Below are 20976 nucleotides of genomic sequence, written 5' to 3'. Positions count from 1 at the left end.
GCCCAATAAAACGGATCCGCAAAAATCGGGTTGCGTTGACAACAACAATGTATTTCCAAGGGAAGTCTGCAACGTGACGGAATTTGATATCGGCGAGTTTTTTATCCGGGGTGAAGCCAGAGAAGTCGAGGGTGAATTCCAGGCCGTGATTGTCATGCGCGCCAAACCACCGCTCAAGACCGTGACCTATCATCAGGTCGAAAAGGATCGCTGGTTCAAAACCCCGGATGTCGCCGCCATCGCGGCACAGGAATCGGCCAGGGAACTGAAGGCCGCGGTCGATGCGGGTGCATTGAACGCCTGATTACCGGGTTGGCGGTCTATGCTCATTGTTGCGTTTGAACATCGCGATCGAACCCTGCCCGTGCGGCGCCCTCGAAATCAGGACACCGCGCTTTGCTTCCCGACCCGACCGATGACCTGCAAGGAGATGAAGATGGAATCACCGACCCACGACTTGAAAGGCCTGTTCGACCAGCTCGGCCTGGACTCCAGCCAGAAAGCGATCGACGACTTCATTGCCGGCCACTTCCTGCCTGACGACAAGAAGCTTATCGACGCCGAGTTCTGGTCACCGCAACAGGCCGGCTTCCTCAAGGAACAACTGCGCGAAGACGCTGACTGGGCGCGGGTGGTCGACGACCTGAATCTGCGCATGCACCAGACCCACTGACTACCTCAATGCAGGCTGCCAGGACTTTAAGCGCTCAATTGCGCCAGCCAGGCAGCCTTGCACTCCTGCGCTTCGTCGCGGCTGGAGAACGCCCATCCGAAAGCACGGAGTTTCTAGCGCGGTTTTTCCGGTTTGTAGCCCAGGCGTAAGCCACCCCAATGCCGCCCCTTAAGCATGATCGGCACCGAAAGATCGTGCATCAGCTCGCCGGTATCACGGGTATAGGTTTGCAGCAGCACGGCCTTCTGATGGCTGCCGCAGCGGATCCCGGTACGGTCAGCGAACTTGCGTTTGGTCCGGTTCTGCAAGGCATCGACCTGCGCATCTCCCGTCAACGGCTGGCTGAACACCTTGTTATGGGTCGGCACATAACCCTGTTGGGTGCAGGCGATGGCGAACACCAATCCTTCGTGACGCGGTAACAACGGTTCTTGAATCGCTGGCAAAACCTGATCGGTGTAACGGTCGAAACGCGTCTGGTACTTGGCCGGGCTGGTATCGGGGATGACCTGGTAATTGCGGTCGAACAGATCGTCGAGACTGATTCGACCGGCATCGATATCCGCTTCGAAACGCGCGGCAATCTGGCTCGCGGCGTCCCGTGCCAGGTCATAGATTCGCTGGTGATAGTCATCCAGCCCCACTTCGGCAAGACGCTCGCTGATGGTTTCGGCCTGCCCTTCCATTTGCACCGCCGCCTGGGCCAAACGCTGAGTCTGCTGGTCGCTGACCACCAGATCGCTGCGCATCTGTTCGATGGCGTGAAACAGGCTGTCGAGTTGTACGCGGTTGGTGTCTGCCCCTTGGGCGATCTCCCCGACCTGGGACTCGACACTGGCCGCCAGACGGGCAATGCTTTCCAGGTGCTGCCCTGTCCGCTCTACCTGCTCGACGCCGGAGTCAAGGTCGCTGGACAATTGCCGGATCTGCTCCACCACTTGTGCCGTGCGTTGCTGGATGTCGGCCACCATTTCGCCCACTTCCCCCGTGGCGGTCGCCGTACGTGCGGCAAGCCCGCGAACTTCGTCGGCCACCACTGCAAACCCGCGACCGTGCTCCCCCGCCCGCGCCGCTTCTATCGCGGCGTTCAACGCCAGCAGGTTGGTCTGGCTGGCGATGGACTGAATCACCAGGGTCACCCGCTGGATATCATCGCTGCGCAGGCTCAAGGCTTCGATCAGTTCACGGCTGTTGCTGGCGCGCTGGCTGAGCTGATGCATGCGTGTAATGGACTCGATCAATTCCGTACGCCCGACCACTCCGCTTTGATGAGCTTCGCTGGCGGCACTGAGCGCCTGGCGACTGAGCGTCGAGGTGGCCTGTTCGGTGGTGATCATGACCTCGGCATTGCTGACGATCTGTGCCGCCGCCGTAAGCTGCGATTGCAGCTTGTCCGCCAGTTGCCGAACCGAAAACGCCACACCGGCGGCCGACAGTGCGTTATGGCTGGTGGTGTGGGAAAGATCGCGAGTCAATTCGCCGATGGCATCGGGGCTGGCGGGGCAAGCCGCCTGCGGGGTCGCGCGCGAACGCAGGCGAGGCAGCCAGACAATCAATATGGCCAGGGGCAGGCCAAGGTAGAGCGACCATCCGCCCAGCGTCATCCCGCTTAACAACAGCATCAGGGCGATGCTTTGCAGCGTTGGCGTCAGCCCGCGGTTTTTCGGCAACAGCACGGGTGCGGGCACTGCCGCAACCCGAGATCCGTCTCTCGTCATCATCGTCACCCCGTAAAGCTTCTAATTGTTGTCTTCGCATTAAACGCCACCATAAAGCCATTATCCATGAGCCTTTAGTCGCGAACGTTGCAGCAGATCAATAGAAGAACCGGGAAATCGAAGACGGCAGAAAACAAAGATCGCAGCCTGCGGCAGCACCCTACTTCAGTTGCGTAGGCGCTACCGCAGGCTGCGATCTTTTCAAAGGCAGTCCATTTTGATGGACTGCCTCACGGAATCATGCCTGACGCTGGTGCTTGTCGATTTGCTCGTGACGTTCCTGAGCTTCGATGCAGTACTTGGTGGTCGGGCTGATCAGCAGGCGCTTGAGGCCAATCGCCTCGCCGCTGTCGTCGCACCAGCCGAAGCTGTCTTCCTTGATGCGCTCAAGGGCTTGTTCCAACTGAGGCAGCATGCGCTGGTCGCGATCGATCGCGTTCACCAGCCAGGTGCGCTCTTCTTCGACCGAAGCCGCGTCTGCCGGATCGGCCGGGGTGTCCAGGCTTTCGATGGCGATGCGGTTCTGTTCGATGCGCTCATGGGTTTCGACTTTCATGTTCTGCAACAGCTCGGAGAAAAAAGCATGTTGCTCGGCATTCATGTAGTCATCCGCCGGCATGGCCAGCAACTTGTCCTTTGTCATTGATATCTCTATAAAAAAACGTGCATTAAGGCGAATAAGGGAGCGTTCCGGCAGACCTGGGCAGGTTATCGGAACTGCGCCGTTTGTTCCAAGCGCCACCCGGCACTCAATTTACGAGGGGCGGCAGTCTACGGCCGACTTGAGGCCTCAGCAACTGAAAAGACTGCGAATTTGTCCGACAAAGCCCTGAAAATGCTCTAAGGCAGGCTTTGAGGCGGTAATCGGAGTGCGTTTATAGCAAGAAATTCAATCGAGCGGCTGTATATAGAAGACAAACGGCTGGCACCGGACATTATTCACGGTCATTTGCAGGGCCGTGAACCTCAGCTAAGGTTGTCCCTCCCGAAATGGCCATATAAAGGAAAGGACCATGAAGCTGATCGGTATGCTGGATTCGCCCTATGTCAGGCGCGCCGCCATTTCTGCCAAACGCCTGGGAATCGCCCTGGAACATCGATCGGTCTCGGTATTCCGCCACTTCGAACAATTCCAGCAGATCAACCCGGTGGTCAAGGCGCCCACCCTGGTGCTGGATGACGGTGAGGTGCTGATGGACTCGACACTGATCATCGACTATCTGGAAACCCTGGCCGGCAACAGCCTGATGCCCGTCGAGCCGGGTCAGCGCCTGCGCGCGTTGCGCCTGATCGGCCTGGCCCTGGCCGCCAGCGAAAAATCCGTGCAGCTTTACTACGAGCGCAACCTGCGGCCCGAGGAGATTCAATTCGAGCCCTGGGTGCAGCGGGTCGAAGGACAATTGAAGGCAGCCTATTCGGCGCTGGAGCGAGAGCTGGAAAAGCAGCCGCTTGAGACTGACGGTTCGATTGCGCAGGATGGCATCACGCTGGCCGTGGCCTGGAGCTTCACCAACCTGGTGGTTCCGGACCAGGTGAGTGCGGCGCAGTTTCCGCGGATCGCAGCGTTCACGAAGTATGCCGAAGGGCTTGAAGTGTTTGTCAGTACGCCGATTGACTGACAGATTCATTTCGCCTGAACAGCCGTCATCGCGAGCAGGCTCGCTCCCACAGTAATCTGCGTCGTACGCGGAGTTTGTGTTCGCCATCAATCCATTGTGGGAGCTAGATGAAAGTTAATTTATTAAGTCGCGGGCAATTCTTGGCAAAATGCTCGTAACTTCGTAATGAACTGCTTATCAGGCCAGCCCTATGACCCGCATCTTGACCATCGAAGACGACGCCGTGACCGCCCGGGAGATTGTCGCCGAACTGAGTAGCCACGGCCTCGAGGTCGACTGGGTCGACAATGGCCGCGAAGGGCTGGAGCGTGCAGTCAGCGGCAACTACGACCTGATCACCCTCGACCGCATGCTGCCCGAACTCGATGGCCTGGCGATCGTCACCACTCTGCGGACCATGGGCGTGGCCACGCCGATCCTGATGATCAGCGCCCTGTCCGACGTCGATGAGCGCGTGCGCGGCCTGCGCGCCGGTGGCGACGACTACCTGACCAAACCCTTCGCCACCGATGAAATGGCCGCCCGGGTCGAAGTCCTGCTGCGTCGGCAGAATACCGTGACCGCCGAGGCCACGACGCTACGGGTGGCGGATCTGGAGCTGAACCTGATCAGCCACGAAGCCAGCCGCGACGGTCAACTGCTGACGCTATTGCCCACCGAATACAAACTGCTGGAATTCCTGATGCGCAATACCGGACAAATACTCTCGCGAATGATGATTTTCGAGGAAGTCTGGGGTTACCACTTCGACCCCGGCACCAACCTGATCGACGTACACATCGGCCGACTGCGCAAGAAGATCGACCCGCCTGGCAATGCCCCACTGATTCGGACCGTGCGAGGCTCGGGTTATGTCATTGCCGAACCCGTCTAAAGGCTGGCGCTCTTCCAGCAGCCGTCTGCTGGCGCTCTACAGTTCGCTGTTCGTGATCTGGAGCGGGATCCTCATGGGGGTCATGTACTACGAGGTTTCCGCTTACCTGGACAACCTGGCCAAGCATTCGCTGATGCAACGCCAGCATCTGTTTTCGCGTTTCTCCGACGAGCAACTGGTGGACGCCCTCGCCGTCAGCATGACCTTCGACATCCGCGGCATCGACGCCTACGGCCTGTTCGATGCCCAACACCGTTACCTCAGCGGCGCCCTGCGCTACATCCCGAACGGCTTGCCGCTCGATGGCAAGATCCACATGCTGCGCGATTGCGATGCCTCCGACGACAGCGACGAGCAGATGCTGCCCGCCGACAGCTGCGACGCCGTGGCGACCCGCACCCTGGACGGCCGCTGGCTGGTGCTGGTGCGCGACAATGGCTCGCTGTTCGCCGTGACCCGGATCATTCTTCACGCCTTGTTCTGGGGTATGACCCTGACCATCGTGCCGGGCATTGTCGGCTGGTATTTGCTGCGCCGACGCCCATTGCGGCGCATTCGCGGGATTCAGGCCAGTGCCGAAGCGATCGTTGCCGGCGACCTGAGCCGGCGCTTGCCACTGTCCAATCGGCGTGACGAACTGGACATGCTCGCTGCCATCGTCAACGCCATGCTCGAACGCATCGAGCGCTTGATGAACGAGGTCAAGGGCGTGTGCGACAACATCGCCCATGACCTGCGCACGCCCCTGACCCGTCTGCGTGCGCAGCTCTACCGCATGCAACAGCAAGCCGGCGAAGGCTCGCCGCAGGCCATGCAACTGGACCTGGTGCTGGCCGAGGCCGATACGCTGATGGCGCGTTTCCGTGGCTTGTTGCGGATCTCCGAACTGGAAGACCGCCAGCGTCGCTCCGGTTTCGTGCAACTGGACCCGGTGGCGTTGTTGCAAGAACTGCATGAGTTCTACCTGCCCCTGGCGGAAGACGACGGCCTGGTGTTCCAGTTGCACCTGCCCGCGTCATTGCCGCCTCTCAATGGCGACCGGGCGCTGATGTTCGAAGCGGTGGCGAACCTGCTCAGCAACTCGATCAAATTCACTCCGCCCGGCGGCGCGGTGATCCTGCGCGGGGTCAATGATGGCGGGCACACGCGAATCGAAGTGCTCGACTCCGGTCCGGGCATTCCCGAGGCGGAGCGTGAAGCGGTGTTCCAGCGCTTCTATCGCGCCGAGGCGGGCAATCATAAAAGCGGCTTCGGGCTGGGGCTGTCCATCGTCGCGGCGATTGTCAGCCTGCACGGATTTACCCTGGAAGTGGGCAACAGCGAACTGGGTGGCGCGCGACTGGTGCTTGATTGTCGGGAGAGTTTGATACCGCCGGCCTGAAATTGATCCCCTGTAGGAGCGAGCCTGCTCGCGATGGACGTCAACGATAACGCGTGCAGTCTGATTCGACGCGTCGACCTTGCGTCCATCGCGAGCAGGCTCGCTCCTACAAGGGATTGCTGGCGTTTATCAAGCCGGGTAATTGGCCCGTAGCGCTTCAAGCCCGCCCTGATAGATGCCTGTAAACAACGCCTCCACCTCCTCGTTGCTCACACCCACCGGCTCGAACCGCCCGGACCAGGTCACCCGCGCGCCCTCGCCTTGCGCTTGAACCTTGATCGTCGCCAGATAATCAGTCGCCGGAAAAGGTGCCTGCAAAATCGAGTAGCTGTAGGTTTGGCTCGCGTTGTCGAACGCTTGCAGGCGTTCGATCACCACGGCGCCGTCAGCCGTTTGCAGGCTACGCACGCGCCCGCCTTCGCTCAGCTCGCTCTTGGGAATGAACGGCAGCCAGTCCGGCAGCGAGTTGAAACCGCCAATCAATTGCCAGACCTGATCGGCCGAAGCCGGGATATCGATGAAGGCCGATGCAGTTGCCATGAAATGTTCTCTCTAATCTAAAAGGTTCAAATGGCCAGGCTGTCGACGACACCGCCGTCGACCCGCAAGGCAGCCCCGGTAGTGGCCGAAGATAGCGGCGAAGCGACGTAGGCCACCAGATTGGCGACCTCCTCGACGTCCGCCACGCGCTGGATGATCGACGTCGGCCGGGCCTTGCGCACGAACGCATCGGCTTCGTCCCGGGCGCTGCGCCCGGATTCTGCGGTGGCGTCCTTGAGCATGTCTTCCAGGCCATCGGTAAAGGTCGGGCCGGGCAGGATCGCATTGACCGTCACGCCGGTGCCGGCCAGGCGTTTGGCCAGGCCATGGGACACGGCCAGGTTGGCGCTTTTGGTCACGCCATAGTTGATCATGTCCGCCGGGGTCGCCACGCCGGACTCCGAAGACAGGAAGATCACCCGCCCCCAGCCCTGCTTGACCATGTCCGGCGTGTAATGCCGGGACAGGCGCACGCCGGAGATCACGTTGACCTCGTAGAAGCGTGTCCACTCACTGTCCGGGGCGTCGAAGAAATCCACGGTGTTGAAGATCCCGAGATTGTTCACCAGGATGTCCGCCCGAGGTTCGGCGGCGAACAATGTTGCGGCGCCTTCGGCGGTGCCGAGGTCGGCGGTCACGCCGCGCAATTGCGCAGCAGGAACACGCTGGCGAATGTTCGCCATTGCCTGCTCGACCTTGGCCGCGTCGCGGCCGATCACCACCACCATGGCGCCCGCCTCGGCCAGTGCCTGGCTGATGCCCAGGCCAATGCCGGCGGTGCTGCCGCTGACGATTGCGAGCTTTCCGCTCAAATCGATTTTCATGCCAAATCTCCAATGAAGGGCAAGGGTGCGCGCTCGGAAACCAGCTTCGCCTCACGCATTGCCTGCCAGAATGCAGCGGCCACTGCCGGGTTGGCCAACGAGAACCGCAACGCCGCCGCTTTGATGTCGACACCATAGGCCGCCGCAATGCGTTTGATCTGCTCGACCTTGTTGATGATCGCCGGGCTGGCCTTCTGGTATTCGAAGTGCGCACCACCGGCGAGGATGCCCGAGCTGTATGGGCCACCGACCACGATTTCGACGTTCTGCGCCAGGGCAGCGTCCATCAGACGCTGCAAGGCACGATCATGGTCGAGAAGAGTGTAGCGGCAGCATTTGTGCTCGCTGAAAATCCAGTGTGGGAGCGAGCCTGCTCGCGATGACGGAGTGTCAGACGACATCCTTTTTGCCCGATAGACCGCTATCGCGAGCAAGACTCGCTCCCACAGGTATTCAGCGAACGCTAGATTCCGCAGGGTTTGGTGCTTTACTGAAAAAACCCTCATAAACCCACCGAGAACCCCGGCATGAACCGCAACGATCTGCGCCGCGTGGACATGAACCTGCTGGTGATTTTCGAAACCCTGATGTTCGAGAAGAACCTGACCCGGGCCGGGGAAAAGCTGTTCCTCGGCCAGCCTGCCGTCAGCGCGTCGCTGGCCAAATTGCGCGATCTGTTCGACGACCCGTTGCTGGTGCGCAACGGACGCACCCTGGAGCCGACCCTGCGGGCGTTGCAGATACTCAAGGAATTGCAGCCGGCGATGGACACCATTTCCGGTGCGGTCAGCCGGGCCAAGGATTTCGATCCCTCCACCAGCCGCGACGTGTTTCGTATCGGTCTGTCGGACGACGCCGAGTTCGGGCTGTTTCCGCCGCTACTCAAGCAGATTCGTGAAGAGGCGCAGAACGTTGTGGTGGTGGTGCGCCGGGTGAATTTCCTGCTGATGCCATCGATGCTGGCCAGTGGCGAGATTTCCGTCGGCATCAGCTACACCACAGAATTGCCGGCCAACGCCAAGCGCAAGAAATTGCGCGACTTGAGCGTGAAAATCCTGCGCGGCGATGACCGCCCCGGCCCGTTGACCCTGGACGAGTTCTGCGAACGCCCTCACGCACTGGTGTCGTTTTCCGGGGACCTGAGCGGTGCCATCGACAACGATCTGGCCCGGATCGGCCGTTCGCGCCGGGTGGTGCTGGCGGTGCCTCAGTTCGCGGGGTTGCGGGCCTTGCTGGCGGGTACTGACCTGCTCGCCACCGTGCCGGATTACGCGGCCAGTGCGTTGATCGAAGGCAGCAGCCAGTTACGGGCGGACGATGCGCCCTTTGATATCAACCTGTCCGAACTGTCGATGGTCTGGAACGGGGTCAACGATAACGATCCGGCAGAACGCTGGTTGCGCTCGAAAATTGCACAGCACATGGCAGCGCCACTATCGGGGCATTGATCGACTGCAGAAACATCGGTTCAGACTCGCGCAGGTACACCGGCATGTCGGTCACTGGTGGCATGGCCGGAATCTCGAAATACATCTGCACCACCCAGCCACGGTGATAGCTGGCGTGGTTGACCACGTGCATCAGCATCGCGCCGGCGCTCATGGTGCCGCTTTCGCCCGAGACAAAGGTGAATTCCAGGAGTTTGTCCAGGGAGGCATCGGTTTGCCGGGCGCTCCAGTCGCAGTACCAGCGATCGATGGTTTTTTGCGCCATGCGCAGTTCGGACAGATCGGCATGCAACAGGTCGTGCGAGGTCTTGAAGCCATGCCCCCGGCCTTCGAGGTGCGCCTGCCAGATGCAATCGACCACATACACGTGATTGAGGGTGCCGATCATGTTTTTGAACACCGACACCCGTTCTTTCTTGACTTCGCCCGGTGGGAGCGCCGCGAGGCTGTCAAAAAGGCGCTGATTGGCCCAGCGTTTGTAATCGGCCAGCAGGCAGGCCGTGCGTACGGTGATCATCAGAGTTCTCCGATGGCGGTAAGCGCACCTTCCAGCATAGACCCGATGGGCGCCAAGCAGTGCCAGCCCTGATCATCGGTCGTCCAGGCGTTTCACCACGAGTTCGGCGAGTGCCAGGCAACTGGTCAACCCCGGTGATTCGATGCCGAACAGATTGACCAGCCCCGCCACCCCATGTTCGGCCCGACCACTGATGAGAAAGTCGGCGGCCGGCTCGGTCGGCCCGCTGATTTTCGGGCGAATGCCGCTGTAGGCCGGTTGCAGGCTGTTGTCCGGCAAACCCGGCCAATAGCGCCGGATCGCCTGATAGAACCCCTCGGCCCGGCGGGACTCGACGCGGTAATCAATGTGCTCGACCCATTCGACATCCGGCCCGAAGCGTGCCTGCCCGCCCAGGTCCAGCGTCATGTGCACACCCAGTCCCGCGCTCTCCGGGGCCGGATACACCAAGTGGCGAAACGGCACCCGGCCATTGAGACTGAAATAACTGCCCTTGCACAGATGCGCCCGGGGAATGAATGGTCCAGGCAGACCGACGATGCTGCTCGCCACCTCGGGCGCGGACAGCCCCGCGCAGTTGATCAATTCGCGGCTGCACAGCGTCATGGGTTGACTGCCGCCCATGTGCAACTCAAAACCCTGATCGATGCAATGGGCTGACAGCAACGGCGTGTGCAAGGCCAGCGTCGCGCCAAACCTCTGGGCATCGCCCTGAAGCGCCAACATCAGCCCGTGGGAGTCGACAATGCCGGTTGACGGCGACCACAACGCCGCGACGCAGGACAACGCCGGTTCAAGCACCCGGGCCTGCGGGCCATCCAGCCATTGCAGGTCATCGACACCATTGGCACCCCCCTGCTGCAACAGACGCTGCAAAGCTGCGCGCTGCTGCTCATCGGTGGCCACGATCAACTTGCCCACGCGCTGGTAATCGACACCGTGTTCGTCGCAATAGGCGTAGAGGCGCTGCTTGCCCTCCACGCACAACCGCGCCTTGAGACTGGCACCAGGGTAATAGATGCCGGCATGAATCACTTCAGAGTTACGCGAGCTGATGCCCGTGCCGATGCCCTCACCCGCCTCGACCACCAGCACGTCGCGCCCGCTCATGGCCAGGGCCCTGGCCACCGCCAGCCCGACCACGCCGGCCCCGATCACCACGCTTTGAATATCGATGTTCAACGACCCAGCCTCCCTCTCACCCCGTTCCTCGCCAATGCCAGGGAACTCTCGGCGACCGCCACGCATCCTAAACTATGTGGTACTTCCCTTATGCTGTCGGAGGACACCGTCATGCGCCGCATGTTTATCCTTTCTTCGCTGGTACTTTGTTTACCCTTCGGCTCGGCTCTGGCCAAAGTGGATGCGGGTGACGTCGCCACTTCCGCCGGGGTTTCCGCGTCGCTGTACTCGACGTTCAAAGACGACAAACTCATGATTCCCGCCCGGGATGACGCTTCCAGCTTCGTCGCCAGCGGCGGTGCAATTCGTGGTGCTTACCTGGAGGCGCTGTTGAAAAAGGTCCGCCAGGACAATCCCGCCCTCAACAACGCAAGCGACGAGGACCTGGCCCGCGCCATTCTCGTCCAGGAAGGCGTTGCCACCGATCACTGAAGATCGTCATCGCCAGCGGTGGGGCTTGTGACACCGGGATAGCGTTTCCGGCCCTACCTGGCGTGCGTGCCAGTGGACAAGCGTGCCCACCCGGCCACGAGCTGCGCGTTGATACTCACCCCGCCGCACACCACGATTACCACGTCATTGGCGTCGGCAATCGCCGGGTGATCCAGGTAGGCAATCGCCAATGAAACCCCGCACGCCGGTTCGACCAGCTGACGCAAATCATTGGCGTAACGCACCACGCCCATGATCGCCTCATCATCACTGAGCACCACGCACTCATGGGAGAAATCGCCGATGTGCTTGACCGGCCAGGCGGCCACTTGCGCGGCGCCCAGGGAGGTGGCGACCGTGTCGATTTTCGGCAATTTGACCGGGTGCCCGGCCGCCACCGCCGCGGCGAACGACGCCGCGCCTTCGGTTTCGCAGGCTACGATGCGGCAATCGGTGTGCCGATGACGAATCAGTCCGGTGAGCAGCCCCGCCAGTAAACCTCCGCCGCCCACCGATGTCACCAGCACATCCACTGGCGGGCAGTCTTCAAGGATTTCATCGACCATGGTGCTGTGCCCTTCCCACAACACCGGATGGTCAAAGGCCGGCACAAATTCACAGCGTGGATCCTGGGCGAGTTCCCGTGCCCGTTGATTGGCGTCGTCCCAGACCTTGCCGTGCACGATCACCTCGGCGCCGGTATTGCTGATCCGCGCCCGGGTGCTTTGCGGGGTGGTGTGCGGCACCACGATGCATGCCTTGAGCCCCAGGCATGCAGCGGCCATGGCCGTGGCGAGTCCCGCGTTACCGCCGGAGGGACAGACCACCTTGCGCTTGCCCTGCTGCGCCGCCCGGCTGCACAGCAAGCCAATGCCGCGTATTTTGAACGAGCCGCCAGGTTGCAGGTTTTCCAGTTTCAGCCAGATACGGCGGGTCGGGGTCGACAGGCCAGGGTGCAGGATCAAAGGCGTGCGGATGTGCAGCATGTCGGTTCCTGTTACACGCCACCGGCTCGCCGAACAGGTCAACGAGCCAGCGGTGAACGGTCCTCTGATGCAAGTTTAGTTCACCCGGCCTCGGGGTGACCGTCTCAGCGGTCCGGCGCCGGGCTGCGCAATGCGAGGGGACAAGACGGTATCTACACTTAAAATTAAGCCTGTTCGTGGAGGCACCATGAAAATCTCCGCCAAATTGGCGTTTTTCGCCGTCGTCAGCACCCTCGCCTACCTCACCCTGGCGATCTGGGGGCTGGGTGGTTTCGCGACTTACTTCAGCCACGGTTCACTGGTCGTCGTTGCCCTGGTCACCCTGATCATGGCTGTCGCTTCTTTGTTCACCGAGGTCAACCTGAGTTCGGGGGAACGCGAAGACCGGGCCAACCGCTGGGTCATTCCGGCCTTCGGCGTGATCGGTTTGCTGAGCGGCTTTCTGCCGGCCTATACCGACCGCATCGATTTCTGGACTTTTGGCGGTGAAGGCGTGCGCTGGCTCGGCGCGCTGTTGTTTATCCTGGGTGGCGCGCTGCGGTTGTGGCCGGTGTTTGTGCTGGGCAAGCGCTTCAGCGGGCTGGTGGCCATTCAACCGGGGCATCGACTGGTCACCGAGGGGATTTACCGCAACCTGCGCAACCCCAGTTACCTGGGGATGATGGTCATCGGCACCGGTTGGGCACTGGCCTTTCGCTCTGGTGTCGGGCTGATATTGGTGGCGCTGACGCTGGTCCCGCTGATCGCGCGCATTCACTCGGAAGAGGCCTTGCTCAGGGCGCAGTTCGGCAGTGAATACGAGGCCTATTGCGCACGCAGCTGGCGGCTGATCCCCGGGGTTTACTGACTGGAACAATGATCCCCTGTGGGAGCGAGCAGGCTCGCACACATTAGACCGCTTGCAGACGCAGACCTGCGGCATCCACCAGAACCCGAACCGAATCATAACTGGCCAACGTCCCATGCAACGTCTCGATCGGCTGCTCATGGGTCGCCGTGACAATCATCAAGTTCGCCCCCGCCGCCTCGGCCGCCAGAATCCCCACCGTGGCATCTTCAAAAACCAGGCACTGCCCGGCCTCGACACCCAGGCGACGGGCCGCGAGGCGGTAACCGGCGGGATCCGGTTTGCCAGCAGTCACATCCTCGGCGGTGATCATGACAGCAGGCTCGGGAATCCCCGCCGCCGCCAACCGCCGCAACGCCAGTTCCCGCGGGGCGGAAGTGACGATGGCCCACTGGCTGGCAGGCAAGGACCGCAGGAATTTCCCCGCGCCAGCCACTTCCAATACCCCGTCGACGTCGACGATTTCCGCTTCGGTAATCCACGCGGCTTCGGCCTCGGCATCCACCCCGGGCAAGCCCAGGCGCCTGATGGTGTCGATGGCGCGGGCGCCGTGAATGGTCGGCAGGAAGCTATCGACATCGACACCATGGCGCACCGCCCAGGTGGTCCAGACCCGCTCGGCGGCGGCAATGGAGGTCAGGACGGTGCCGTCCATGTCGAACAGGAAAGCACGGTAGGTCGAGTTGAAAACAGAGTGATCGGACAAGGAAAAGAACCTCGCGGGTGCCGGACGGATTTGCCCGGCAATGTAGCATCTGCGCGCAGGTCAGTTGAGTCGTTTGGACTTGAAGGTCTGGCCCACGCAATCGAGCAGCCCGCCAATCATCCAGGGTTTCTTGATGAACGAGACCGCGTGCCGCACGCCTGCGCTTTCAGGGGTTTCGAAACCGGACATGATCATGATCGGCTTGTCCGGCCAGCGATCGCCGAACTGGTTGGCCAGGTCCGCGCCGTTGAGCGTGCCGGGCATGGTGATATCTGTCAGCAGCATACCGACATCCGGAGCATGCTGTTCCAGATAGATCGCTGCCGCGTCCGCACTGATTTTCGGCTCGACGACAAAGCCTTCCTCCTGAAGAATCTCACAGAGAAACTCCAGGATCAGCGGGTCGTCCTCAACCACCAGAATCAATCCGCCGGGAAGATCCCCGCCCGCCGTCGGTACTCGACTCATGACCGTGCCGCTCTCTGATTGCCACAATGATTTCGCGGATTCTGACCCGCCACTTAAAAGGTATGAGCAGCGGACTCGGCGGAAATTCATTTTTGTTGCAGCCAGGTGACCGGTAACAAGCGTACTGATCAATTTTGCCCATCAGGCGGCACGCTATCCCTGAGCCCTGCGGAAAAAACCTGTGGGAGCGAGCCTGCTCGCGAATGCGGTAGTTCAGCCAACATCGATAGCGACTGACACTACGTCTTCGCGAGCAGGCTCGCTCCCACATGGACCGCGGTGGCCGGGCTTACTGCGACATTTCGCTTTTTTTCATCGCATCCTTGGACATGGCGTCTTTTTTCATCGCGTCCTTGGACATTGCATCCTTGGACATGCTGTCTTTGGACATCGCGTCCTTTGACATCGAATCGGTCTTCTTCATCGCATCCTTGGACATGGCGTCCTTGGACATTGAATCCTTGCTCATGCTGTCATTACTCATCGTGTCAGCAGCGAACACAGAGGCAGCACCAACGGCCAGGCACATGGACAGAACAACAGTGGTCAGTTTTTTCATGATGAAACTCCTTGGAGCGTGGGTTTACGGACGGTGAATGTTTGGGACGTTCATCAGCTGCCACCGAACCAGTTGTAGCCCTGGTCTTCCCAGTAGCCGCCGCTGTAGGTGTTGCTGACGAAAATCGCCTGAATGTGTTTGGGGTTCTTGTAGCCAAGCTTGGTGGGCATGCGCAGCTTCATCGGGAAGCCGTATTCGCGCGGCAGCACCGCGCCGTCATAAGTCAGCGTCAACAGGGTTTGCGCATGCAGTGCGGTGGCCATGTCGATGCTGGTGTAGTAGTCGTCGGCGCATTTGAAGCCGACGTATTTGGCGTCGGTGTCGGCGCCGATGCGCTTGAGGAAGTCGCTGAAGCGCACACCGCCCCAACGCCCGATCGCACTCCAGCCTTCGACGCAAATGTGCCGGGTGATCTGCTCGGTCTGGGCCATGGCCCGCAGTTCTTCGAGGCGCCAGCTGCGTTTGTCGGCGACCAGGCCGGTGACTTCCAGGCGATAGCCCTCCTCCTCCACCGTCGGCGCTTCGTCGATGCCGTAAAAGGCATTGAAGGGAAACGGCCGGGTGATCATCGATTCGGGATAGGTCGGCGCCATCGCGTTGGGGTTGAACAACCAGCCCTGCACCCGATCGTTGAAGCGCGACATGGACGACAGCGCGGTCTCGACGCTTTCGTTGTCGGTGATGTTGCAGCCGGACAACATCGCCACGCCGCCGAGGGTCAGACCACGCAGCAGGAACGAGCGGCGCGAGCGGTCTTCGATCTGCGGGGCGAGGATCTTGCGGGCATCGGTGAGGATCGAAGTCTCGTCCAGCCCGGGGATCTGGATGCGCTTTTTCATACCTGCTCCTTGCGGCCGACAATCATGGCCAACAGCGTTTTCGGAACCAGCGCAACCATCACCAGATGCACCGCCACAAAGGCCACCAACAGCGCCATGGTGAAGAAGTGCACGCGGCGTGCGCCCTCGTAGCCGAACAGCAATTCACGCAACAGCGGGAACTGCACCGACTTCCACAGCACCAGCCCGGAGAGCACCAGCAGGAGGATGTCGACCATCACGAACAGGTATGCAAAACGTTGCACCTGGTTGTAATGACTGAGATCGGTGTGCCCGAGTTTTCCGCGCAAGGCGGCCCACAGATCGTGCAGCACGCCTTTGGGCGAAACCGGGAAGAAACGTCGCTTCAGGCGCCCGCTGAACAGGTTGAAGGCCAGGTAGATCAGGCCGTTGATCGCCAGGAACCACATCGCTGCGAAATGCCATTGCAGCGCGCCACCCAGCCAGCCGCCGAGGGTGATCGACTTGGGAAAACTGAATTCGTAGATCGGCGAGGCGTTGTAGATGCGCCAGCCACTGGTGACCATCACCAGCACCGCCAGGGCGTTGAGCCAATGGGTCAAGCGTAGCCAGCGTGGATGACTGGACTTGGGTGAAGCAGTGCTCTGCGACATGTCCGGCTCCCGTTCGTTGTTGTTCGTTGGAGCCGAGTATGGGAGCCGGAAGATCGCCAAATCCTCACGTAAAGTTAAATTAAACGTGATAACTGGCCCTCAAGGCCACCGCAAAACCTGTAGGAGCGAGCCTGCTCGCGATGGTGTGTCAGACGACACAACGGTGCCTGTTACACCATCGCGAGCAGGCTCGCTCCTACAAGGTTTTGTGTAGACCGCAAGATGGGCATTTATGGTTAAATGCCGCCCCTTTCCACGCCATCGACCCGATCCAATGAACCCTGAAGCCCTCGCCATCCTCAACCAGCACCTGCTGACCGCCCTGGCAACCGCCCCCGCCGAAACCCGCCGCCTGTTCCACGGGCGTGGGCGCTGCTGGCCGGGGCTGGAGCAGGTGACCGTGGACTGGTTGCAGGGCGTGGTGCTGGTGGCGCTGTTCAAGGAGCCGGAGGTTGCGCAACTGGAAGACCTGAAGCAGGTGCTGATGGCGATCACCGAGTCCGCGCAATGGGCCCAGTCCGGTGCCCACACGCTGCTTTTGCAACATCGCTACCTGCTGCAAAGCACCACCGAGTGGCTGCTGGGGGACGTCATCGAGGAAATGACCATCACCGAGGGTGGCCTGAAGTATCGGGTCGATCTGGGCCGCAAACAGAACACCGGGCTGTTCCTCGACATGCGCTACGGCCGCGATTGGGTCCGCGCCAATGCCGAGGGCAAGCGGGTGCTGAATCTGTTCGCCTACACCTGCGGTTTCTCGGTGGCGGCCATCGAAGGCGGCGCGAACCACGTGGTCAACCTCGACATGTCGAGCCCGGCCTTGAACCGTGGCCGTGACAACCACCGGCTCAACGGCCACGACATGAGCAAGGTCAGTTTCCTCGGCCACGACCTGTTCAAATCCTGGGGCAAGGTGATCGGCAAGGGGCCGTACGACCTGGTGATCATCGACCCGCCGTCGTTCCAGAAAGGCAGCTTCCTGCTGACCAAGGACTACCAGCGCGTACTGCGCCGTCTACCGGAATTGCTCAGCCCTCAAGGTACCGTACTGGCGTGCATGAACGACCCGGCCTTTGGCGCCGATTTCCTGATCGATGGCGTGACCCGCGAAGCCCCGAGCCTGCGGTTCGAACAGCGGCTGGAGAACCCGCCGGAGTTTCCGGATGCCGATGTCGAGTGTGGGTTGAAGGCCTTGGTGTTTCGGCAGTAACACCGAGTCGCGCCCTTCGCGAGCAAGCCTGCTCCCACATTGGATTGGCGGCATTCACAACACCTGTGGGAGCGAGCCTGCTCGCGAAGACGTCGGTATGGTCACCAGAGTCAACGGACTTATCGCGGCCGCAACACCAACGCAAACAACTCGCCATGCCCGTTCACGTTGAGCTTGTGATAGAGATTGCGCCGGTGCACTTTCACCGTTTCCGGGGAGATGCCCATTTGCTGGGCGATGGCCTTGCTTGAGAAGCCCTGGAGAATCAGGCGTGCGGTTTCGATTTCCCGCAGGGTCAGGCGTGCGTCGAAGCGATCGAGCAAGGTCGCCAGGTCCCCGGCCGGTGGTTCGGCGACCGGCCCTTCCGGCGGCAGTAAATCCAGGTGTCGACACATCGCCGCCAGCACCCAGTCACGCACGCACAGCAAGCGGCCCTGTTCCTCGAGGCTGAAGCGTGTCGAACGCCCCAGGGACAGGCCAAGCACGGCGCCGTCGACGTTGACCATGAACTGTAATTCGTCGCCACCGACCACCCTTCTGAAGTAACTCAGGTAGTACTCGCTGTGCTGAAACTGGTCGGGGGCCACCGATTCGAGGCTGTGCAAACCGTCGGCGATGCCCGCGCAGGCGGCTTGATAGAACGGATCGAGCAGGTACATGCCGGCGCGGTAGTCCGCCAGTTCTTCATGCTCTTCGGTACTGCCCTTGGCGTCGAAATCGATCAGCAGTCGCGGCACGTGGCCCGGGCGCATCAGCGCCACCAGCGCGTTATCCAGCGGCACCAGCAAGCGCAGGGTATCGACCAGCGCACGCCAGAAACCGTCCTGCCCCACCGCCGTGAAGACCCGAGCCAGCCCCTGGTGCACCGGTAACTCTTTCAACAACGCGTCCACGCACTACCCCTTTTGAGTAACCCATGATGGGAATGGGTGAAGGCCACCCCGGTCGATACGCTGCAAACTCCTGATTACCACCGGCCGCCACAGGCCAGGAGTGCCGCATCATGAGTCGTCACCGCTTGTATTTCAATCTGGGGTTTGGCGCCTGTCTGGCGGTTTCGCTGTCGGCTTTTGCAGTCGAAGCCCCGACGGTGCACGTGTACAACTGGTACGACTACATCGGCCCCACCACCTTGCAGGACTTCAAGCGTGACACCGGGATTGTGCCGGTCTACGACACCTTCGACAGCGCCGAAGTGCTGGAAGGCAAGTTGCTCACCAGCCGCAGCGGCTACGACGTGGTGGTGGCCAGCAACTTCAGTCTGCCCACGCTGATCAAGGCCGGCGCCCTCGCCCCCCTGCCCCGCGCGCAGATGCCGGACTTCAAGAACATGGACACCGAACTGTTGGCGAAACTGGCCAACAACGATCCGGGCAACCAGTACGCCGTGCCCTACCTGTGGGGCACCAACGGCATCGGCTACAACGTCGACAAAGTGCGCGCTGCGCTGGGTGACAAGGCGCCGGTGGATTCCTGGGACCTGGTGTTCAAGGAAGAGAACCTGGCCAAACTCGGCGAATGCGGCGTGGCCATGCTCGACTCGCCGGCGGAGATGCTGCCGGTGGCCCTGCACTACCTCGGCCTGCCGCCCAACAGCACCAACCCCGAGGACTACAAGAAGGCCGAAGCGCTGCTGCTCAAGCTGCGCCCGCATATCGCCTACTTCAATTCGTCGAAGTTCATCAGCGACCTGTCCAACGGCAACATCTGCGTGGCGGTCGGCTGGTCCGGCGCGATGCTCGAAGCCAGGAACACCGCCGAGCAGGCCGGCAACGGCGTGAAGATCGCCTACAGCCTGCCCAAGGAAGGCGCGCCAGTGTGGTTCGACACCCTGGTACTGCTCAAGGACGCCCCGCACCCGGAACAAGGCATGGCCTTCATCGACTACCTGATGCGCGCCGAGGTCATCGCCCCGGTCAGTGACCATCTCAACTACCCCAACGGCAACCGCAGCGCCACCACGCTGGTGGCCGAAGCGACCCGCAGCAACCCGGCCGTTTATCCGCCCGCCGAAGCCATGGCCACCTTGTTCACCCTTCAGCCTTTGCCGCCGGCTACCGAGCGCGTGCGCACGCGGATCTGGAGCAAGGTCAAAAACGGTCAATAAGAACACCACATGCCCCTGTGGTGCCCAACAAATATTCTTTTTTCTGCCACGATTCGAAGATGAGAAAACCATGAAACCACGCGCCCGTGACCTGAACATTCCAATCGGCCAACTGCAACCCGGCCCGCTCAATGCGATCACTGACGTCCCCGGCGTACGGGTCGGCCACAGCAATGTACGAGGCCGCACTGCCAATGGCCGCGACATCCTCACCGGCGTCACCGTCATCGAACCCCGTGCCGGTTCCACCAGCCAGCAACCGTGCTTTGCCGGTGTGCATGTGCTCAACGGCAACGGCGATGCCACGGGGCTGGAGTGGATTCGCGAAGCAGGCTTGCTGACCAGCCCCATTGCCTTCACCAACACCCACAGCCTGGGCGTGGTACGCGATGCGCTGATCGTGCTCGACCGTGAGCAGCAGCCGGATGACGGGCGCCTGTACTGGAACATGCCGGTGGTGCTGGAAACCTTCGACGGCCTGCTCAACGACATCAACGGCTTTCACGTGAAACCTGAACACGTGGCTCAAGCCCTGCATTCGGCGGCGGGCGGCCCGGTGGCCGAAGGCAATGTCGGCGGTGGCAGCGGCATGATCTGCCACGAGTTCAAGGGCGGCATCGGCACTGCGTCGCGCCGTTTGAACAGCGCCCAGGGCGGCTGGACGGTGGGGGCGATCGTCCAGGCCAACCACGGCATTCGCAATGAATTGCGCGTCGATGGCTACCCGGTCGGACGCTACATGGAACAGGTCGATTCGCCGTTCCTCAAGGCCTCGCTGCCCCATCCGGGCATGGGTTCGATCGTGGTCTGCCTGGCCACCGATGCGCCGCTGCTGCCACACCAGTGCACCCGCCTGGCCCAGCGCGCCAGCCTCGGCCTGGCCCGCACCGGCGGTGGCAATGAAGACCACAGCGGCGACATCTTCATCGCCTTCGCCACCGGTAACGATCACGTGCCGCCGGCCGCCTACGAGAGCAAGAAAGCACCGACCACCCACAACCTGAGCATGGTCAACAACGACCACATCAGCGAGCTGTTCCTGGCCGCCACCGAAGCCGTGGAAGAAGCCATCATCAATGCCCTGCTCGCCGCCGAAACGGCCGAAGGCAACGGGCACGGGGTGCAGGGGCTGGATGCCGAGACCCTGCTCAAGGCGTTGCGCCGCGCCGGCTGGCCGGGGGACGCGACTAGCGGTACTTGAGTGAAACACTCGGTCTTTTTAGGATGAACTTACGCAGTCGCTTGCTAGCGCAAGCCGCTGCGTAGGTGGTGAGTGCACTGAACCCCTACCAAGCTCACCGCCTGCTTCACGCGCATCTTGAGCCTCTCGGCTCCACTTCCTCCCCATCAAGAGCTTTGAGGCTCTTTTTTAACCTCCGAAAACCAACACATCTCATTGCAGGAGCGAGCCTGCTCGCGAAAGCGGTGTGTC

Annotated in this window: 24 protein-coding genes and 1 pseudogene; 11 read left to right on the top strand and 14 right to left on the bottom strand. The window is 61.3% G+C overall.

Annotation, left to right across the window (positions count from 1 at the left end):
• Nucleotides 1–73 precede the first annotated feature (73 nt).
• Nucleotides 74–304 carry a hypothetical protein gene (locus AC3ITA_RS10635; RefSeq protein ID WP_008052572.1) on the top strand — a complete coding sequence of 77 codons (231 nt, stop codon included), beginning with the start codon at nucleotides 74–76 and terminating at the stop codon, nucleotides 302–304.
• A 132-nt stretch (nucleotides 305–436) separates the two neighbouring features.
• The gene (locus AC3ITA_RS10630; protein ID WP_015094504.1) at nucleotides 437–673 is read left to right on the top strand and encodes a DUF2789 domain-containing protein; all 237 of its coding nucleotides are present in this window, start codon (nucleotides 437–439) and stop codon (nucleotides 671–673) included.
• 113 nt (nucleotides 674–786) lie between these two features.
• On the opposite strand, the gene AC3ITA_RS10625 is transcribed toward AC3ITA_RS10630, so the two are convergent.
• Both AC3ITA_RS10625 and AC3ITA_RS10620 read right to left on the bottom strand, forming a co-directional pair.
• On the bottom strand, nucleotides 787–2010 hold the full coding sequence (locus AC3ITA_RS10625; RefSeq protein WP_412072632.1) for a methyl-accepting chemotaxis protein: 1224 nt from the start codon (nucleotides 2008–2010) through the stop codon (nucleotides 787–789).
• Between the two features lie 619 nt (nucleotides 2011–2629).
• Nucleotides 2630–3034, bottom strand: a complete 405-nt coding sequence (locus AC3ITA_RS10620) for a TraR/DksA family transcriptional regulator (RefSeq protein WP_007907888.1) — start codon at nucleotides 3032–3034, stop codon at nucleotides 2630–2632.
• Nucleotides 3035–3404: 370 nt separating this feature from the next.
• Between AC3ITA_RS10620 and AC3ITA_RS10615 the strand changes: the two genes are divergently transcribed.
• The 3 genes from AC3ITA_RS10615 to AC3ITA_RS10605 all read left to right on the top strand — a co-directional run bounded on the left by AC3ITA_RS10615 (nucleotide 3405) and on the right by AC3ITA_RS10605 (nucleotide 6265).
• Nucleotides 3405–4010, top strand: a complete 606-nt coding sequence (locus AC3ITA_RS10615) for a glutathione S-transferase (RefSeq protein WP_489280219.1) — start codon at nucleotides 3405–3407, stop codon at nucleotides 4008–4010.
• A 190-nt stretch (nucleotides 4011–4200) separates the two neighbouring features.
• Nucleotides 4201–4884: a response regulator transcription factor gene (locus AC3ITA_RS10610; protein WP_008052577.1), complete on the top strand. Its 684-nt coding sequence runs from the start codon at nucleotides 4201–4203 to the stop codon at nucleotides 4882–4884.
• Nucleotides 4862–6265 carry a sensor histidine kinase gene (locus tag AC3ITA_RS10605; RefSeq protein WP_095945856.1) on the top strand — a complete coding sequence of 468 codons (1404 nt, stop codon included), beginning with the start codon at nucleotides 4862–4864 and terminating at the stop codon, nucleotides 6263–6265. Before AC3ITA_RS10610 ends, AC3ITA_RS10605 begins: the two co-directional genes overlap by 23 nt.
• A 129-nt stretch (nucleotides 6266–6394) precedes the next feature.
• Here the strand turns inward: AC3ITA_RS10605 and AC3ITA_RS10600 are convergent, their stop codons facing one another.
• The 3 genes and pseudogenes from AC3ITA_RS10600 to AC3ITA_RS10590 all read right to left on the bottom strand — a co-directional run.
• Nucleotides 6395–6805, bottom strand: a complete 411-nt coding sequence (locus tag AC3ITA_RS10600; RefSeq protein ID WP_353741146.1) for an SRPBCC family protein — start codon at nucleotides 6803–6805, stop codon at nucleotides 6395–6397.
• 26 nt (nucleotides 6806–6831) lie between these two features.
• Nucleotides 6832–7629, bottom strand: a complete 798-nt coding sequence (locus AC3ITA_RS10595) for an SDR family NAD(P)-dependent oxidoreductase (RefSeq protein ID WP_095945858.1) — start codon at nucleotides 7627–7629, stop codon at nucleotides 6832–6834.
• Nucleotides 7626–7958 (bottom strand): annotated as a pseudogene (locus AC3ITA_RS10590) (aldo/keto reductase); the annotation flags it as partial. The gene AC3ITA_RS10595 and the pseudogene AC3ITA_RS10590, both read right to left, overlap by 4 nt.
• A gap of 198 nt (nucleotides 7959–8156) precedes the next feature.
• Between AC3ITA_RS10590 and AC3ITA_RS10585 the strand changes: the two are divergent.
• Nucleotides 8157–9077: a LysR substrate-binding domain-containing protein gene (locus AC3ITA_RS10585; RefSeq protein WP_095945859.1), complete on the top strand. Its 921-nt coding sequence runs from the start codon at nucleotides 8157–8159 to the stop codon at nucleotides 9075–9077.
• On the opposite strand, the gene AC3ITA_RS10580 is transcribed toward AC3ITA_RS10585, so the two are convergent.
• Nucleotides 8998–9594, bottom strand: coding sequence for a DinB family protein (locus AC3ITA_RS10580; protein ID WP_095945860.1), 597 nt, complete (start codon nucleotides 9592–9594; stop codon nucleotides 8998–9000). The two genes, AC3ITA_RS10585 and AC3ITA_RS10580, sit on opposite strands and share 80 nt — an antisense overlap.
• Nucleotides 9595–9666: 72 nt before the next feature.
• Entirely contained in the window at nucleotides 9667–10776 is a 1110-nt protein-coding gene (locus AC3ITA_RS10575; protein WP_150674066.1) for an NAD(P)/FAD-dependent oxidoreductase, read from the bottom strand.
• Between the two features lie 111 nt (nucleotides 10777–10887).
• Here AC3ITA_RS10575 and AC3ITA_RS10570 point away from each other — a divergent pair, with 111 nt between their 5' ends.
• Nucleotides 10888–11208 (top strand): DUF2388 domain-containing protein, encoded by a 321-nt coding sequence (locus tag AC3ITA_RS10570; protein WP_095945876.1) that lies wholly within the window; start codon nucleotides 10888–10890, stop codon nucleotides 11206–11208.
• A gap of 53 nt (nucleotides 11209–11261) precedes the next feature.
• Here the strand turns inward: AC3ITA_RS10570 and AC3ITA_RS10565 are convergent, their stop codons facing one another.
• The gene (locus tag AC3ITA_RS10565) at nucleotides 11262–12194 is read right to left on the bottom strand and encodes a pyridoxal-phosphate dependent enzyme (RefSeq protein ID WP_489280217.1); all 933 of its coding nucleotides are present in this window, start codon (nucleotides 12192–12194) and stop codon (nucleotides 11262–11264) included.
• A gap of 187 nt (nucleotides 12195–12381) precedes the next feature.
• Here AC3ITA_RS10565 and AC3ITA_RS10560 point away from each other — a divergent pair, with 187 nt between their 5' ends.
• Nucleotides 12382–13041 carry a methyltransferase family protein gene (locus tag AC3ITA_RS10560; RefSeq protein ID WP_489280216.1) on the top strand — a complete coding sequence of 220 codons (660 nt, stop codon included), beginning with the start codon at nucleotides 12382–12384 and terminating at the stop codon, nucleotides 13039–13041.
• 43 nt (nucleotides 13042–13084) lie between these two features.
• Here AC3ITA_RS10560 and AC3ITA_RS10555 read toward each other — a convergent pair whose 3' ends face one another.
• The 5 genes from AC3ITA_RS10555 to AC3ITA_RS10535 all read right to left on the bottom strand — a co-directional run bounded on the left by AC3ITA_RS10555 (nucleotide 13085) and on the right by AC3ITA_RS10535 (nucleotide 16227).
• Nucleotides 13085–13747: an HAD-IA family hydrolase gene (locus AC3ITA_RS10555; protein WP_095945864.1), complete on the bottom strand. Its 663-nt coding sequence runs from the start codon at nucleotides 13745–13747 to the stop codon at nucleotides 13085–13087.
• Between the two features lie 60 nt (nucleotides 13748–13807).
• Entirely contained in the window at nucleotides 13808–14215 is a 408-nt protein-coding gene (locus AC3ITA_RS10550) for a response regulator (protein ID WP_095945865.1), read from the bottom strand.
• Between the two features lie 289 nt (nucleotides 14216–14504).
• Nucleotides 14505–14774 (bottom strand): pentapeptide MXKDX repeat protein, encoded by a 270-nt coding sequence (locus AC3ITA_RS10545; protein WP_085729164.1) that lies wholly within the window; start codon nucleotides 14772–14774, stop codon nucleotides 14505–14507.
• A 53-nt stretch (nucleotides 14775–14827) separates the two neighbouring features.
• On the bottom strand, nucleotides 14828–15613 hold the full coding sequence (locus AC3ITA_RS10540) for a molybdopterin-dependent oxidoreductase (RefSeq protein ID WP_489280214.1): 786 nt from the start codon (nucleotides 15611–15613) through the stop codon (nucleotides 14828–14830).
• Nucleotides 15610–16227, bottom strand: coding sequence for a cytochrome b/b6 domain-containing protein (locus AC3ITA_RS10535; protein ID WP_095945867.1), 618 nt, complete (start codon nucleotides 16225–16227; stop codon nucleotides 15610–15612). The genes AC3ITA_RS10540 and AC3ITA_RS10535 overlap by 4 nt, the downstream gene beginning before the upstream one ends.
• A 274-nt stretch (nucleotides 16228–16501) precedes the next feature.
• Here AC3ITA_RS10535 and AC3ITA_RS10530 point away from each other — a divergent pair, with 274 nt between their 5' ends.
• The gene (locus tag AC3ITA_RS10530; protein WP_489280213.1) at nucleotides 16502–17437 is read left to right on the top strand and encodes a class I SAM-dependent methyltransferase; all 936 of its coding nucleotides are present in this window, start codon (nucleotides 16502–16504) and stop codon (nucleotides 17435–17437) included.
• A 119-nt stretch (nucleotides 17438–17556) separates the two neighbouring features.
• On the opposite strand, the gene AC3ITA_RS10525 is transcribed toward AC3ITA_RS10530, so the two are convergent.
• Nucleotides 17557–18330, bottom strand: coding sequence for a helix-turn-helix transcriptional regulator (locus tag AC3ITA_RS10525; protein WP_489280212.1), 774 nt, complete (start codon nucleotides 18328–18330; stop codon nucleotides 17557–17559).
• A gap of 110 nt (nucleotides 18331–18440) precedes the next feature.
• Here AC3ITA_RS10525 and AC3ITA_RS10520 point away from each other — a divergent pair, with 110 nt between their 5' ends.
• Together AC3ITA_RS10520 and AC3ITA_RS10515 are read left to right on the top strand one after the other, a co-directional pair.
• A complete protein-coding gene (locus AC3ITA_RS10520) occupies nucleotides 18441–19544 on the top strand; it encodes an extracellular solute-binding protein (protein WP_489280211.1) in 1104 nt (367 codons plus the stop codon).
• Nucleotides 19545–19614: 70 nt separating this feature from the next.
• Nucleotides 19615–20745: a DmpA family aminopeptidase gene (locus tag AC3ITA_RS10515; RefSeq protein WP_095945871.1), complete on the top strand. Its 1131-nt coding sequence runs from the start codon at nucleotides 19615–19617 to the stop codon at nucleotides 20743–20745.
• Nucleotides 20746–20976 lie beyond the last annotated feature (231 nt).

This window comes from Pseudomonas sp. GL_090, assembly GCF_057837765.1.
Note: the sequence above shows the minus strand (reverse complement) of the source record. Positions and strands in the feature narration are given on the sequence as shown.